The organism is Nocardia sp. NPDC004722 (assembly GCF_053601505.1).
This window is the reverse complement of sequence record NZ_JBSGBY010000185.1, coordinates 1-13,387: the sequence shown is the minus strand read 5'-3', so window position 1 is coordinate 13,387 and position 13,387 is coordinate 1. Positions and strand designations below refer to the sequence as shown.

The following is a 13,387-nucleotide window of genomic DNA, read 5'->3' as shown; positions in this document are numbered from 1 at the left end:
GTGCGCAACGGCGCGGAGAACGGGCGCTACGGCTACCCGACCGGCGACGAGTACGACTACCAGGGCGGCAAGGCCCAGGACTTCCAGGGCGGCAACGCCCGTGCGGAGGTGGACAGGCTCGGCCTCGACATCCGGATCGGCTGCAACTCCTCGGTGATACTCGATCCGGCACAGGAGTTCTGGACCGACCTGGGCCGCCGGGGCGGCAGCGAATTCGCCGAGGCGCTCGGCTACGTCGGCCTCGATCTCTTCCCGGATGTCTTCCGCCCGATCCAGCCGGAACGGCTCGAGGCTGCCATCGCCGCGGTCCTCACGGGGTTCCGTAGCGAAAGTCTCACCGCCGCAGGCATTCCCACCACTACGCCCATCCATATCACCGAAAACGGCTGGGCCACCGGTCCGAATCGCTCCCTCGAGCGTCAAGCCGAAGTGCTGGAGACCGTGGTCCGCATCGTCGACTCCCTGTCCGCCGAACTGAATATCACTACTTACGAACACTTCTCGCTGCGTGATTCCTACAGCGGCCAAGGCGACATGAATCTGGAATTCGGGCTGCTGCGTTCGGATTACACCCCCAAGCCCGCCTTCGACCGCTATCGCGAACTGATCGCGGCGCACGGCGTCTAGCGCCGATCCCCCGTGGGAGGGATGCGGGCGGTCGCCGGTTGTGACAGCATCCGACGCGGCTGCTACAACTTGCACCGCCACTGCATCAATGCTGGATATCGGAGGTTCCCCCATGGGCTCGGCGATCACATTCGGCCCGCGCCGCGGACTGTCCCGGCTGGCGGGCGCGAGCCTGCTGGCCGGTGCGATCGCCGCGGGAAGCGGCCCGGCCGCCGCAGCCCCGATTCCCGCGGTACCCGGTGTCGCGCCCGACTTCGTCGGCGCACCCGCGACCGCGCAACCGGTGCCGGGGGTGCCGCCGGTCCCGCAACATCCGGGTCTGGCACCCAACGGCGACTCGGGCATTCACGGCGACGGCTGGATGTCGGACACCTACACCCGGCCCGGCCCGCTGGGCATCGGCACCAAGGTCGACTCCCTGCTGCTGGGCGACGAATGCGGATCCCTCACCTTCGATCGCGCGGGCCGCATCGTCGCCACCTGCCCCGGCCTGCACTCCGGACTGTTCCTCATCGATCCGGCGTCCATGCGCGTCCTCGGGTCCACCCCGCTGCCCGGCCGCAGCACCGCCGAACTGCTGAAACCCGGCGCCCTCACCAGTTTCGGCGGCGGCGCCTACTTCTTCCTAGACAGCCAGGACCGCGCCGTGGTCGGCGCGAACAGCGGGCACGTGCTCGTGTACGCGGAAACCCCTGCCGCCGACGGCTTCACGCTCGAACGCGACTACGACCTCACCGGCTCGCTGCGGCCGGGCGAGACCCTGAACTCCGTGCTCCCCGACTCCACCGGACGGCTCTGGTTCGTCACCAAGACCGACGGCGTGGTCGGCACCCTCGACCCGGAAACCGGTGCGGTGCGGGTGATCCGGCTCGGCGACGGCTCCGACGGGGAGATCGAGAACTCCTTCGCCGTCGGCGTCGACGGTGACGTGTACATCGCCACCAATCGGGAAATGCTGCGCTTCGACGCCGGGCCCGACGGCGCACCCGACATCACCTGGCGCGTCACCTACGCCAACAGCGGCGAGCACAAGCCCGGCCAGGTCGACGACGGCACCGGCACCACGCCGACCGTGCTGCCCGGCGGCTACGTCGCCATCACCGACAATGCCGATCCGATGAACGTCGTGGTCTATCGCACCGCTCGCGATGTCGCGCAACGCGAGGTGTGCAGCGTGCCCGTCTTCCCGAAAGGCGCGGGCAATACCGAGAACTCACTGATCGGCGCGGGCAATTCGCTGGTCGTCGAGAACAACTACGGCTACTCCGGCCCCGACGCCACCCTGGGCGGCAAGACCACCACCCCCGGTTTCGCCCGCATCGACATCGACCCGGACGGCAATGGCTGCCATCAGGTCTGGACCAACGACACCGTCGCCGCGCCCACGGTGGTGGCGAAGCTGTCGCTGGCCACCGGGCTCATCTACACCTACACGAAGGGCACCGAACCCACCGACCCGTGGTACTGGACCGCGCTGGACTTCCGCACCGGAAACCTGGTGTGGCAGCGCAAGTCCGGATCCGGGCCGCTGTACAACAACAACTACGCGGGTATCGCGCTCGGCCCGGACGGTACGGCCTACCTCGGAGTCCTCGGCGGACTCATCTCCCTGCGCGACAGCTAGGCCGTCTTCACCTCGATGGTGATGTCGGCGGCGCGCAACCGCTCGGTCAGCGCGTCGCCCATGGCCGAGGCCGGGGTGAGAATGCCCGCCAGCTCCGGCAGCGAGTCGAACGCCAGGCACAGCCCCGACTGCCCGAGCATGACCGAGGTGGCCTGATAGCCCGGATCGCCCTTGCCCGCGAAGGTGCACACGTACTTCGCGCCCGAGGTGGTGTGCGCGAAGGTGCGCATGGTGAACCAGCCGCTCTTGCGCGACTGTTCGCTGGGCCCGGTGCCCGGCTTGGGCACGATGCGGTCGATCAGCTTGCGGCCGACCGCCATTCGCGACAGCACCGCACCCGCCGCCATGGTGGCCACGATGCCGCCCGCGATCCCCGCCGCGATCAGCGGCGCGGTCGGCGAGGACCCGGCGCTCATCACCTCGCGGTAGCGGAAATTCTTGCCGTACGGCCAGCCCAGCAGGCCGTTGGAACGCCGCACGATCTTGGTGTTGTGCGCGCCCATGATGAACGTCGCCACCCAGCCGTTCAGGCTCGGATCGATGGCCGAGGCCCGCGACAGCGCCTGATCGCTCTGGCGGCCCACGTCCGGCTCCATCGCCTTGTCCGGGCTCAGCGAATACGGGTGCGCCATCACCGAACCCTTGGCCGGATCCTCGGCGATGGCCTCCATCATGGCCCGGCCGGAATCGATGGTGCCGCCGCTGGCCCCGCCCTTGAGGCTGGCCACCAGCGTCACATCGGTGAGCTCGCCGGTATTGTCCGCGACGCTGCGCTTGTAGAGCTGGTACACGCTCAGATCCGATGGAATCGAGTCGTAGCCACAGGAATTCACGATCTTCGCGCCGGTCTCGGCGGCCTGCTCGCCGAACCGGTCGATGCAGTCGCGGATGAACAGCGGCTCACCGGTGAGATCGGCATAGTGCGTCCCGTTCTCGGCGCACGCCTGCACCAGCGGGAACCCGTAACGCAGGTACGGCCCGACGGTGGTGACGACCACCTTGGTCCGCGCCGCAAGCGCGTCCAGACTCGCCTGATCGGTCGAATCCGCCTGCACCAGCGGCCATTCCGCAGCCCCGGCTCCCAGCTCGGACCGCACGGCGGCCAGCTTCTCCAGGGACCGGCCCGCCAGCGCGATCCGCGCGTCCGCGGGCGCGGCCCCGAGCAGATACTCGGCCGTCAGCTTGCCCACGAAGCCGGTAGCCCCGAATAGGACGATGTCGAATTCCCTGTTGGTCATTGCTTTTCCCATCGGGTGAGGTGTCAGGCCTTGGCGGCGCGTTTGCGGGTCTTCTTGGTCGGTCCCCCGGTGGTCGGCGTGGGAGCCGGACGGCTCGCCAGCCATTCATGGTGTGCGCGACCGAGTTCGGTCACCGGATCGTCCCCGTACAACCACTCCCGGGCGATGCGATGCCAGTTCCCCGTCGCCTCCAGCTGCCCCAGCATGCCGAAGGTCAGGAAGTCGGCACGCCGTGAGAACAAATGCTCCGGCGGCAGATTCTGCTGCTTCATCCCCGCGAAATCACTGGCCCGCGGATCCACCGCCAACACGAAAGCGCCCGAAGCCAATTCGGGGGTGATGGTGAGTTCCTCGTCCACCAGCGCCCATTCACACGCCGCCAGCACGTACTCCAGGCATTCCTCGGGCGTGATCTCCTCGGGCGAATCGATCACGCCGCGCTCGACCATCAGGTCGCGCAGCTCCTCGGCGCGCTCCTCGGCCGCGGCGCGAATGCAGATCGCCTCGAACTGCACATGCTCGGGATCCATCCGGTTGTAGAGCCCGAAGTCCAGGAACGCCACCCGGCCGTCGGCCCCCAGCAGCAGATTGCCCGGATGCGGGTCACCGCAGAACTCGTTGAAGGTGAACAGCGAGCCCACGTAGAAGCGGTAGATGATCTCGCCGATCCGATCCCGCTCGGTCGCGGGCAGTTCCCGGATCTCCTCGAAGCCGCGACCCGGGAAGTATTCGCTCACCAGCACACGCGTGGTGGACAGCTCCGGATAGGTGGTCGGCACCACGATGAACGGGTGCCCGGTGAACAGCTCCGAGATCTGCTTCTGGGTAGTGGCTTCCGCGACATAGTCGAGTTCGCTCTCCAGATTCAGCCGCAACTCGTCGAGCACCGCCGGGGTCACCCACGGCATGGCCGACTGCAGGATGCGCCGGAACATGGCCAGGTTCTTCAGATCCGCGCGCACGGCCGAGTCGATGCCCGGGTACTGCACCTTCACCGCGACCTCGCGGCCGTCGTGCAGCGTGCCCTTGTAGACCTGCCCGATCGACGCCGCGGCCACCGGCTCCGGATTGAATTCGGCGAACACGTCTTCCAGCGATTTGCCGAAATCCTCCTCGATCACGGCCTTCATCACCTCGAACGAGACCGAGGGCGCGCTGTCGCGCAGCACCGCCAGCCGGCGTTGGAAGCGTTCCCGATGTTCCGGCGGCACCAGATCCAGATCCAGCACGGACAGCATCTGCCCGAGCTTCATGGCCACGCCCTTCATGGTGCCCAGCACCATGACCATCTGCTCGGTGGCCCGGATCATGGATTCCTCGGCCATCCGCGCCCGCACGGCCTCCGAACGGCCGCGCATCGAACGACGAGTCTTCTGAGCGCGCAAGGCATTACCCGCGACGGCAATACCCAGCTTCGTCCCCCGCGCGAGTCGGGATGTAGGCAGCTCTTTCGCCATCAGTGACCCTCCATGGGAGCCAACACCCCCGTTGGTGTCGACACGGCGGAAAACCCAACGCGTGGTCCGCCGCTGTCAGCCTAACCACACAGAGAACCTCGGTGCTAGCCGTCAGCTAGCACCGTTTTCGGGATCGGGTAGCACATGAGGCTTGGAGTTGAAGTAATGCCGGTCACCGCCCGCGCGGACCATGCCCTCGATGGCGCTCCACGCCATCATCGTCAGGTAGTCCAGCATTTCCTCGCTGGACATGGTGCGGTTGGAGATCCACCAGTCCGTGGCCAGCTGCACACCCCCGACCAGCACGTACGACCACAGCATCGAGCCTTCGGTCTGCACGTTGCGGTCGAAGGACTTGTCGATGATGACCGCCGAAACCACCTGCGCGAACAGCTTCTCGAAGTCGGCGAGGGTGGAGGTGTCGGTGGCCGCGCCGTTGCCCATGATGAACCGATAGACGTCGGTATCGGAATCCACCGTGTGCACGTAGGCCGCCAGCGTGTTGCGAACCAGCTGGTATTCGTCGAGGTCGTCGCTGATCGCCTCGTAGATCCGCGGCATCAGCGTGGTCTCGATGAACCGCTCCATGGTGGCGCGGGTCAGGTCCTGCTTATCCGAGAAGTACCGGTACAGCACGGTTTTGGAGACGCCGATCTCGGCGGCGATCTCGTCCATCCCGGCGTCCCCGCCGCGCTTGCGGATGGCCGCCAGGGTGCCGTCGACCAGCTCCTCGCGACGATCGATCTTGTGCTGTTGCCAGCGGCGTTTGCGGCCGTCGACACGACCACCGCGTGGTCCGGCGCCCGCCTCGATGGCGGCACTCACGGTGCCTTTGGTGGTCACGCTGCGTTGGCTCCTTGTTCGCGTTCTGGGCCTGGGCATATTCAGCTTAAGCCTCCCATGCTGTGGAACGTCGCCGATCGGGACGGGCCCGGTGGCGGGGAGTTCGTCACACCACGCGCCAGAATGGAACATATGGAGCAGCCATCCGGCAGTGCCGGGGTACTCGAAAAGAACGAGCCGAAGCCGATGAAGAGCACGCCGCCCGGCGGCGGCGCGTTCGCCGATCTCCTCGACGAAGAGGGCAAGAAGCGCGAACTGTGGCGCATGAAGGCCATCGCCACCGGCTTCCTCGCCGTGGCCACCGTCATCTACATCGTCTGTGCGTGGCTCGACTCGCGCGGCGGCGCTGGGGCCTGGGTCGGCTATGTGAAGGCCGCGTCCGAGGCGGGCATGGTGGGCGCGCTGGCCGACTGGTTCGCGGTGACCGCGCTGTTCCGGCATCCGCTCGGCCTGCCGATCCCGCACACCGCCATCATCCGCAAGAAGAAGGATCAGGTCGGCGCGGGCCTCGGCGAATTCGTCCGGGAGAACTTCCTGTCCCCGGACGCCGTCGCCGAGAAGGTGAATTCCGCGCAGATCACCCTGCGCCTGGGTCGCTGGATGGCCGAACCCGGCCACGCCGAACGCATTTCCGACGAGAGCGCCACGATCCTGCGCGCGGTCATCGGCGTGCTGCGCGACGAGGACGTCGAGGCGATCATCGACAACACCATCGTCAAGCGCATCGCCGAACCGCAGTGGGGCCCGCCCATCGGCAAGGTCCTCAAGGAGTTGATCGCCGACAACCGGCAGGCTCCGCTGCTGGATCTGCTGGCCGAGCGCGCGCATCAGTGGGCGCTGGACTCGCAGGACACCCTCGACCGCATCGTGAATCGCGACGCGCCCTCGTGGGCCCCGAAATTCGTGAATTCACTGCTGGCCGAGCGTATTTATCGGGAGCTGGTGGAATTCACCTGGAAGGTGCGCACCCAGCCCGATCACGAGGTGCGGCTGGCCGCCAATCGCTTCCTCGAGGATTTCGCGAACGATCTGCAATTCGACGAGGCCATGATCGAGAAGGCGGAAAAGATCAAGACCGAGCTCATGGGTCGCCGCGAGGTCACCGGAATGGCGCAGGCCACCTGGCGGGCGGCCAAGCGGATGATCCTGGAATCGGCCGACGACCCGGATTCCACGCTGCGCCGCAAGGTGTCCGACAACGTCCGGCAGCTGGGCGAGCGGATGTCGACCGACCCGGCGATGCGTGACAAGGTGGACGGGTGGCTCGAGCGTGGCGTCCGGTACCTGGTCGCCAACTACGGCGCCGAGTTCGCGACCCTGGTGAGCGACACCGTCGCCCGCTGGGACGCGGAGGAGGCCAGTCGCAAGATCGAATTGGCGGCGGGCAAGGATCTGCAATTCATCCGGATCAACGGCACGGTGGTCGGTTCCCTGGCGGGCCTGTTCATCTATACCGTTTCACATTTGCTGTTCAATGGCTGAACAATTGACCAGAAGTGGCTCGGAAGTAATGCCGGTTGTTTGCCGCATCACCCTCCGCTAACTGGCGCTAGCAGAGCGCTTGCAAGAGTTAGCACCCCGTCCTAGAATTGCCCGTACAACCGCCGGAAGGTGAGTGATGAAGCACGATCCCGAGGTTCCCGAACCGATCGAAGGCGACGCAGCGGAGACGTCCGCCGCCGCGGATCGGTCGGGCCGCGTAGCCAACGCGGCGCACGACATCGGGGGCTTCATCCGATCGCAACGCGAGGCCGCCCAGGTCTCGCTGCGACAGCTCGCACAGCTGGCGGGGGTGAGCAATCCGTACTTGAGTCAGATCGAGCGCGGGCTGCGTAATCCGTCCGCCGAGGTGCTCGCGCAGATCGCGAAGGGTCTGCGGGTCTCCTCGGAGGTCTTGTACATGCGGGCCGGGTACCTCGAGCAGAGGCCGCACGGCCCTGTCCGGGATGCCCTGCTGGCAGACGACGGCCTGACCGAACGTCAAAAGCAGGTCCTTCTGGACATCTATGAATCGTTCCGCCGGGAAAACCAGGTGGACGAGGACAGAGGGGACGCAACGAACCTGATGGGGGGCGTTCCCGGGGGAAACAGGGACAACGAGGTTCCGCACCGCACAACCGAAGTTCCGCCACGCCAGGAGAACGAACCATGACCGAGCCCAAGCTCACCGCCACCGTGACCAAGCCGATCTACGCGACCGTCGGCGCCGGCGACGCGATCTACGCCGCCGCACTGGACGTCGTCTCGCAGATCCGCGAGCGCGCCGCCTCCGCCGACGTGCAGGGCCGCATCGAGGAAGCCCGCGAGCGCTTCGCCAACCTCCCGGCCGACCTGCAGGGCCAGGCCGAGACCCTGCGCCAGCGCGTGCAGGCGCTGCCGTCCGAGCTGCCCGAGGACCTGGCCGAGCTGCGCGAGAAGGCCACCCCCGAGGAGCTGCGCAAGCTGGTCGACCAGTACTACCACCAGCTGCTGGACCTCTACGCCGATCTGGCCGCCCGCGGCGAGGAGACCGTCGAGAAGGTGCGCCACAGCGAGTACGTCGAGTCGCTGATCAGCCGTGGCGACGCCCTCCTGAACCAGGATGCGGTCGCCAGCGCGCAGGAAGCCTTCGACAAGGCGCGGGCGCAGGCCGAGGCGGCGTTCGAGAAGGCGTACGAGCAGGTCGGCCCCTACCTGGGTCTGGCCAAGGACGGCGAAGAGGCTCCCGCCGAGGAGCCGGTCGACGCCGAGGTCGTGGACGTCACCACCGAGACCGCACCGGTCGAGGAGGCGGCCCCCGTCGCCAAGGCTCCCGCCAAGAAGGCTCCGGCCAAGAAGGCCCCCGCCAAGAAGGCCGCGCCCGCGAAGAAGTAATTCGCCGAAGTTCGCGCCTTTCGCGAAAAAGCTTGTAGCCCTCGCACACTCACGTGTGCGGGGGCTACAGCCGTCTCCGGGCGCTCGATTCGCTTTCTCGGATACCCGGCGCCTCTGTAAACGTTGCGTTCGAAAACCCGTGTCGCGGCGCGAAGCTCCGGTGGTCAGGGCTGTGCTCCGTATGATGGATGGGGTGATGGGAATTCCCGCTTTGATCCTGTGGGTGTTGCGACTGTGTGCGATGGGCATGACGGTCTTCGCTCTCGTACACGCAATTCGCCAGCGCCCGGATGCCTTCACCGCGGTGGACAAGCTGACCAAGCCGGTGTGGATCGCGATTCTGCTGGCCTCGCTGGGCGCGTTGCTGCTGTCGATCAATCTGCTCGGCATTCTCGGTATCGCCGCGGTCATCGCGACCGGCGTCTACCTCGCCGATGTGCGCCCCAAGGTCGACGAGATCCAGCGCGGGCCGCGCTGGTAACCGGCCCCCGACACTCGCGGCCGCCCTCCGGATCTTCCGGGTGGCGGCCGTTTTTTCGTTTTCCGGGTGCTTGCACTAGCTAGCACCGGGTGATGCGGGTTACTGTATCCATCAGTAACACAAAGGAGTGTCCTATGCGGGCAACGCTGCCTCATCCTGCGGACCTCGGCCGGAAGGTCCGGAACCTGGTGCGCGAACACCGGGCTGACCTGCGCACCCGGACCTACGCCAACGCGGATCTGAATCCGCCGGCCGGCCCCTACGAGGTCGTACCGGTCACCGCCACCGACGGAGCTCGGCTGCGGGTGCACGCCTACGGTCCCGCCGACGGCAATGTGATCGTGCTGGTGCACGGCTGGACCTGCTGCCTCGAATACTGGAACCCCCAGATCAACGCCTTCGCCGGTGAGTACCGCGTCATCGCCTACGACGTGCGCGGCCACGGCGAGAGCGAACTCGGCACCGCCCCGCTCACCACCGATCAGCTCGCCGACGATCTCGCCGACGTCCTGGACGCGGTGCTGAAGCCGGGCCAGCGGGCCGTGCTGGTGGGACACAGCCTGGGCGGCATGACCATTCAGGGCTGGGCGGGCCGCTATCCGCAGCGGGTGCGCAAGCAGCTGCTGGCGGTGCTGCTGAGCAATACCGCCGCCGGAGATCTGATCGCCGAGACCACGGTGGTCCCGTTCTTCAATCGCGGCTTCGTCAAGCTGCCGTTCGCGGTCGGCCTGCTCGGGTTGAGCGCGCCCATCGTCTTCCCGCCGTTCGCGCCGATCAAGTGGGTGTTCCGGCGGCAGATCATGAGCCTGGCCACGGTCGGCGAGGTCGCGGATTACGCGCAGAACATCGTGCGCTCGTGCCCGGCGCGGGTGCGCGGCCGGTTCGGCACCCTGCTGTCCTACCTGGATGTCGGGCGCGGCGCGGCGAACCTGACCGTGCCGACCACGATCATCGCGGGCTCGGCCGATGACATGACGCCGCCCGTGCACGCGGAGCGGATCGTCGAAATGCTCACCGAGGCGGGCAGTCTCGATGTTTACCGGGTACTGCCGACCGGGCATCTCGGAAATGTGGAGGCGTACCGGGAGTTCAACGGCGAACTCGACCGGGTTGCCAAGTCCGCGTTCGGGATTCCGGCGCGGGTGGTGGGTGCCTGAGGGGTGGGTCCGCCCACCCCTTGGGGACCTACTGCGGGATGCGCACCACCGCCAACATCGTTGTATAGCAAGAAGATATATGAGTGCTTGCACTAGCAAGCGCCCGGGTTAGCGCGCTACTGTGGTCTGGAACACAAAGGAGTGCTCATGCTGGTGAAACTGCCGGAAGCCGGTGTCGGCGCGGACGCGCTGACCGCTCCCTTCCGCTCCGGACTGCGGACCCGTTCCTACCGGACCCCCTCTCTCAATACCCCTGCCCCCGCCGAGGTCATCCCCGTGACCACACGCGACGGTGTCCGGCTGCGCGTGCACGCCTACGGCCCCGCCGACGGCGACGTGATCGTGCTGGCGCACGGCTGGTCCTGCGCGATCGAGTACTGGGCACCGCAGATCAACGCCTTCGCCGGCGAGTACCGGGTGATCGCCTTCGATCAGCGCGGCCACGGCGAAAGCGAGACGGGCACTCGCGCTTTCAGCGCGCAACAGCTCGCCGACGACTTCTCCGACCTGCTCGACGCGGTGCTGCGCCCGGGTCAGCGCGCGGTGCTGGTCGGGCACAGCATGGGCGGCATGACCATTCAGGCGTGGGCTCAGCACTACCCGCACCAGGTCCAGCATCGTGCGGCCGCGGCGCTGCTGGCCACCACGGCCGCGCGTCAGATTCCCAACCGTGCCACCGTGATTCCGCTGCTCAATGACGTCATCCCCGGCCCGGACTGGCTGGCGCTGGCGCTGTTCGGCACCCCGGTCCCGCTGCCCGGCGGCCCGGCGGTCAACCTGATCGCCAAGCACCGGTTGATGACCCGTTCCGCCACCCGCGACCAGATCGTCTTCGGCACCTCGATCGTGCGGTCCTGCCGCCCCTCGGTGCGCGCGGCCGTGGCCCGCGGCCTGCTCGCCCTCGATCTGCACGGCGCCGCGACGCATTTGACGGTGCCGACCACGGTGATCGCGGGTTCGCAGGACCGGTTGCTGCCGGAGGTGCACTCGCGCGAGATCGCCGACACCCTGGCCGAAGCAGGTCATCTCGACCGCTACGCCGTGCTGCCCACCGGTCACCTGGTCAACATCGAGGCCGAGAAGGCGTTCAATGTCGAACTGCACCGCCTGATCCGGCGTTCGCGCCGTTCGACGGTCGCCGCCGCGGTCTGATCCGGTTCGAAATCAGCAACGCCCGCCCCGGTGGAAACCGGGGCGGGCGTTGGCTTTTCGAGACCTATTCGAAGACGACCGTCCGGCGGCCGTGCACGAGCACGCGGCCCTCGAGGTGCCAGCGCAGCCCACGGGCGAGCACCACGCGTTCGATATCGCGACCCTGCCGGACCATGTCGTGCACGGTGTCGGAGTGGTCGATGCGGGTCACGTCCTGTTCGAGGATCGGGCCCGCGTCGAGCTCGGCGGTGACGTAGTGGCAGGTCGCGCCGATCAGTTTCACGCCGCGCGCGAAGGCCTGGTGGTACGGACGCGCGCCGACGAACGACGGCAGGAAGCTGTGGTGGATATTGATGGCCTTGCCCGCCCAGTGCTCGCACAGTTCGGCGGGCAGCACCTGCATGAACCGGGCCAGCACCACGGCGTGCGGATCGTGCACGTCCACCAGTTCCCGGACCTGTTCGAAGGCCGGGCCGCGCTCGGCCGGATCCTTCGGGAAGGGCACGTAGTGGAATTTGATCCCGTGCGCCTCGGTCATCCCGGCCAGGTCCGGGTGATTGCCGATGACGGCCTCGATGGTCGCGGGCAGCTCGCCGCTGGTGGCGCGGCCGAGCAGATCGTGCAGGCAGTGGCCGTCCTTGGAGACCAGGAGCACCGCGCGACGACGCTCACCGGTATCGAGCATCTGCCAGTCGGTCTCGGGTCCGAGATCGGCGGCGACCGCCGTGAACCGATCCCGCAGTTCATCGAGATCGAACGGCACGGTCGCGGCCTTGATGGCCTGGCGGGTGAAGAACCACCCGGTCTCCAGATCGGAGTGGTAACCCGCCTCCACGATCGACCCGCCGAAATCTGCGATGAACGAGGTGATGCGGGCAATGATGCCGGGACGGTCGGGACAGCCGAGGGTGAGCACGTAGCGACGGTCATCCGGGGTGGAACTCATCCGGACATTCTCCCAGCAACCCCCGGGCAGGCATCAAAGGGGTGAATCAGCGGGCTTCTACAGGGCGTAGAAGGCGTCCGCGTAGCGGAATTCGCCCTTGATCTCGAGTTCGTAGGCGGTCAGCGGGCGGACCTGGAAATGCGAGCTCCAGTCCGCGACATCGGGGACGATGCCCAGCCGCGCGCCGGGCACGAAGCCGAAGCGGGGGTAGTACTCGAGGCTGCCGAGCAGTCCGATGAGGGGTTCGTCGAGGGCGTCGGCCGCGCCGAGGGCGGCATGCATGAGGGCCGAGCCGATGCCCTTGCCCTGATGGTCCCCGCGGACGCCGATCGGGCCCAGGGCCAGCACCGGGAACGGGCCGATCCCGGCGCGGGTGAGGCAGGCGTGGCCGATCACCTGATCCTGGAATTCCGCCACCAGCGACAGGGTCGGGATCCAGGCGGAGCCGTCGTCGCGCAACTGGTGCACGAGACCGACTTCGGCGGGGTCACCGGCCGGTGGTGGGGAGGGGGAATCGCCGTCGGCAGCCGCGGAGCCTTCGAAGGCGCTGCGGTGCACCGCGTCGATCGCGGCGGCATCGCCGGTACGTTCACGACGGATCAGCACGCCTACAAGCATGCGTGACAGCGGCGGCGGCCCGCAATGAAATTCGCTCCGCATGTGCCAAACTCGGTGCTCATGGCACTGATTTCCCGTCGTGACGTGGCGGCGATGATCGATCACACCCTGCTGGCCCCCGAGGCCACCCCCACCGACGTGACCGCGTTGATCGACGAGGCGCGCGCCCTGGGCGTGTTCGCGGTCTGCGTGTCGCCGTCCATGCTGCCGGTGCGCGCGCCCGGCCTGGTGGTGGCCACGGTCGCGGGTTTCCCGTCCGGCAAACATCATTCGCTGGTGAAGGGGGCGGAGGCGCGGCTGGCGGTGGATCAGGGCGCGGCCGAGGTGGACATGGTGATCGATGTGGGCGCGGCCCGGGCCGGGGACTACAACGCGGTGCTGGCCGACATCG

At 67.5% G+C, this 13,387-nt stretch carries 12 protein-coding genes and 2 pseudogenes; 9 read left to right on the top strand and 5 right to left on the bottom strand.

Features of this window, described 5'->3' with window-relative positions:
* Both ACWELQ_RS19540 and ACWELQ_RS19535 read left to right on the top strand, forming a co-directional pair.
* Positions 1–627, top strand: a pseudogene (locus ACWELQ_RS19540) (hypothetical protein); the annotation flags it as partial.
* A gap of 112 nt (positions 628–739) precedes the next feature.
* Complete coding sequence (locus tag ACWELQ_RS19535) at positions 740–2,251, top strand: hypothetical protein (RefSeq protein WP_452398463.1); 1,512 nt, start codon at positions 740–742, stop codon at positions 2,249–2,251.
* Here ACWELQ_RS19535 and ACWELQ_RS19530 read toward each other — a convergent pair.
* The 3 genes from ACWELQ_RS19530 to ACWELQ_RS19520 form a co-directional block, all read right to left on the bottom strand.
* Positions 2,248–3,489 (bottom strand): saccharopine dehydrogenase family protein, encoded by a 1,242-nt coding sequence (locus ACWELQ_RS19530; protein WP_452398462.1) that lies wholly within the window; start codon positions 3,487–3,489, stop codon positions 2,248–2,250. The genes ACWELQ_RS19535 and ACWELQ_RS19530 overlap by 4 nt on opposite strands.
* 23 nt (positions 3,490–3,512) lie before the next feature.
* Positions 3,513–4,946: an ABC1 kinase family protein gene (locus ACWELQ_RS19525; RefSeq protein WP_452398461.1), complete on the bottom strand. Its 1,434-nt coding sequence runs from the start codon at positions 4,944–4,946 to the stop codon at positions 3,513–3,515.
* A 111-nt stretch (positions 4,947–5,057) separates the two neighbouring features.
* The gene (locus tag ACWELQ_RS19520) at positions 5,058–5,789 is read right to left on the bottom strand and encodes a TetR/AcrR family transcriptional regulator (protein WP_452398460.1); all 732 of its coding nucleotides are present in this window, start codon (positions 5,787–5,789) and stop codon (positions 5,058–5,060) included.
* 186 nt (positions 5,790–5,975) lie between these two features.
* Between ACWELQ_RS19520 and ACWELQ_RS19515 the strand changes: the two genes are divergently transcribed.
* The 6 genes from ACWELQ_RS19515 to ACWELQ_RS19490 all read left to right on the top strand — a co-directional run bounded on the left by ACWELQ_RS19515 (position 5,976) and on the right by ACWELQ_RS19490 (position 11,432).
* Positions 5,976–7,271 carry a DUF445 domain-containing protein gene (locus ACWELQ_RS19515; RefSeq protein WP_452398464.1) on the top strand — a complete coding sequence of 432 codons (1,296 nt, stop codon included), beginning with the start codon at positions 5,976–5,978 and terminating at the stop codon, positions 7,269–7,271.
* 136 nt (positions 7,272–7,407) lie between these two features.
* Positions 7,408–7,941 carry a helix-turn-helix domain-containing protein gene (locus ACWELQ_RS19510; protein WP_452398459.1) on the top strand — a complete coding sequence of 178 codons (534 nt, stop codon included), beginning with the start codon at positions 7,408–7,410 and terminating at the stop codon, positions 7,939–7,941.
* Positions 7,938–8,642 (top strand): heparin-binding hemagglutinin, encoded by a 705-nt coding sequence (locus tag ACWELQ_RS19505; RefSeq protein WP_452398458.1) that lies wholly within the window; start codon positions 7,938–7,940, stop codon positions 8,640–8,642. Before ACWELQ_RS19510 ends, ACWELQ_RS19505 begins: the two co-directional genes overlap by 4 nt.
* A 196-nt stretch (positions 8,643–8,838) precedes the next feature.
* Positions 8,839–9,123: a DUF2516 family protein gene (locus ACWELQ_RS19500; protein ID WP_452398457.1), complete on the top strand. Its 285-nt coding sequence runs from the start codon at positions 8,839–8,841 to the stop codon at positions 9,121–9,123.
* Between the two features lie 134 nt (positions 9,124–9,257).
* A complete protein-coding gene (locus ACWELQ_RS19495; RefSeq protein ID WP_452398456.1) occupies positions 9,258–10,280 on the top strand; it encodes an alpha/beta fold hydrolase in 1,023 nt (340 codons plus the stop codon).
* A gap of 147 nt (positions 10,281–10,427) precedes the next feature.
* The gene (locus ACWELQ_RS19490; protein WP_452398455.1) at positions 10,428–11,432 is read left to right on the top strand and encodes an alpha/beta fold hydrolase; all 1,005 of its coding nucleotides are present in this window, start codon (positions 10,428–10,430) and stop codon (positions 11,430–11,432) included.
* A gap of 64 nt (positions 11,433–11,496) precedes the next feature.
* On the opposite strand, the gene purU is transcribed toward ACWELQ_RS19490, so the two are convergent.
* Together purU and ACWELQ_RS19480 are read right to left on the bottom strand one after the other, a co-directional pair.
* The gene (gene purU / locus ACWELQ_RS19485; protein ID WP_452398454.1) at positions 11,497–12,378 is read right to left on the bottom strand and encodes a formyltetrahydrofolate deformylase; all 882 of its coding nucleotides are present in this window, start codon (positions 12,376–12,378) and stop codon (positions 11,497–11,499) included.
* Positions 12,379–12,435: 57 nt separating this feature from the next.
* Complete coding sequence (locus tag ACWELQ_RS19480; protein WP_452398453.1) at positions 12,436–12,984, bottom strand: GNAT family N-acetyltransferase; 549 nt, start codon at positions 12,982–12,984, stop codon at positions 12,436–12,438.
* A 72-nt stretch (positions 12,985–13,056) separates the two neighbouring features.
* Here ACWELQ_RS19480 and ACWELQ_RS19475 point away from each other — a divergent pair.
* Positions 13,057–13,387 (top strand): annotated as a pseudogene (locus ACWELQ_RS19475) (2-deoxyribose-5-phosphate aldolase); the annotation flags it as partial.

What these genes read in the sequence shown, in the direction of transcription:
- ACWELQ_RS19515 (WP_452398464.1), top strand. Translation starts at nt 5,976, where the DNA reads ATGAAGAGCACGCCGCCCGGCGGCGGCGCGTTCGCCGATCTCCTCGAC.
- ACWELQ_RS19490 (WP_452398455.1), top strand. Translation starts at nt 10,428, where the DNA reads ATGCTGGTGAAACTGCCGGAAGCCGGTGTCGGCGCGGACGCGCTGACC.
- ACWELQ_RS19505 (WP_452398458.1), top strand. Translation starts at nt 7,938, where the DNA reads ATGACCGAGCCCAAGCTCACCGCCACCGTGACCAAGCCGATCTACGCG.
- ACWELQ_RS19500 (WP_452398457.1), top strand. Translation starts at nt 8,839, where the DNA reads ATGGGAATTCCCGCTTTGATCCTGTGGGTGTTGCGACTGTGTGCGATG.
- purU (WP_452398454.1), bottom strand. Translation starts at nt 12,378, where the DNA reads ATGAGTTCCACCCCGGATGACCGTCGCTACGTGCTCACCCTCGGCTGT.
- ACWELQ_RS19525 (WP_452398461.1), bottom strand. Translation starts at nt 4,946, where the DNA reads ATGGCGAAAGAGCTGCCTACATCCCGACTCGCGCGGGGGACGAAGCTG.
- ACWELQ_RS19495 (WP_452398456.1), top strand. Translation starts at nt 9,258, where the DNA reads ATGCGGGCAACGCTGCCTCATCCTGCGGACCTCGGCCGGAAGGTCCGG.
- ACWELQ_RS19535 (WP_452398463.1), top strand. Translation starts at nt 740, where the DNA reads ATGGGCTCGGCGATCACATTCGGCCCGCGCCGCGGACTGTCCCGGCTG.
- ACWELQ_RS19510 (WP_452398459.1), top strand. Translation starts at nt 7,408, where the DNA reads ATGAAGCACGATCCCGAGGTTCCCGAACCGATCGAAGGCGACGCAGCG.
- ACWELQ_RS19530 (WP_452398462.1), bottom strand. Translation starts at nt 3,489, where the DNA reads ATGACCAACAGGGAATTCGACATCGTCCTATTCGGGGCTACCGGCTTC.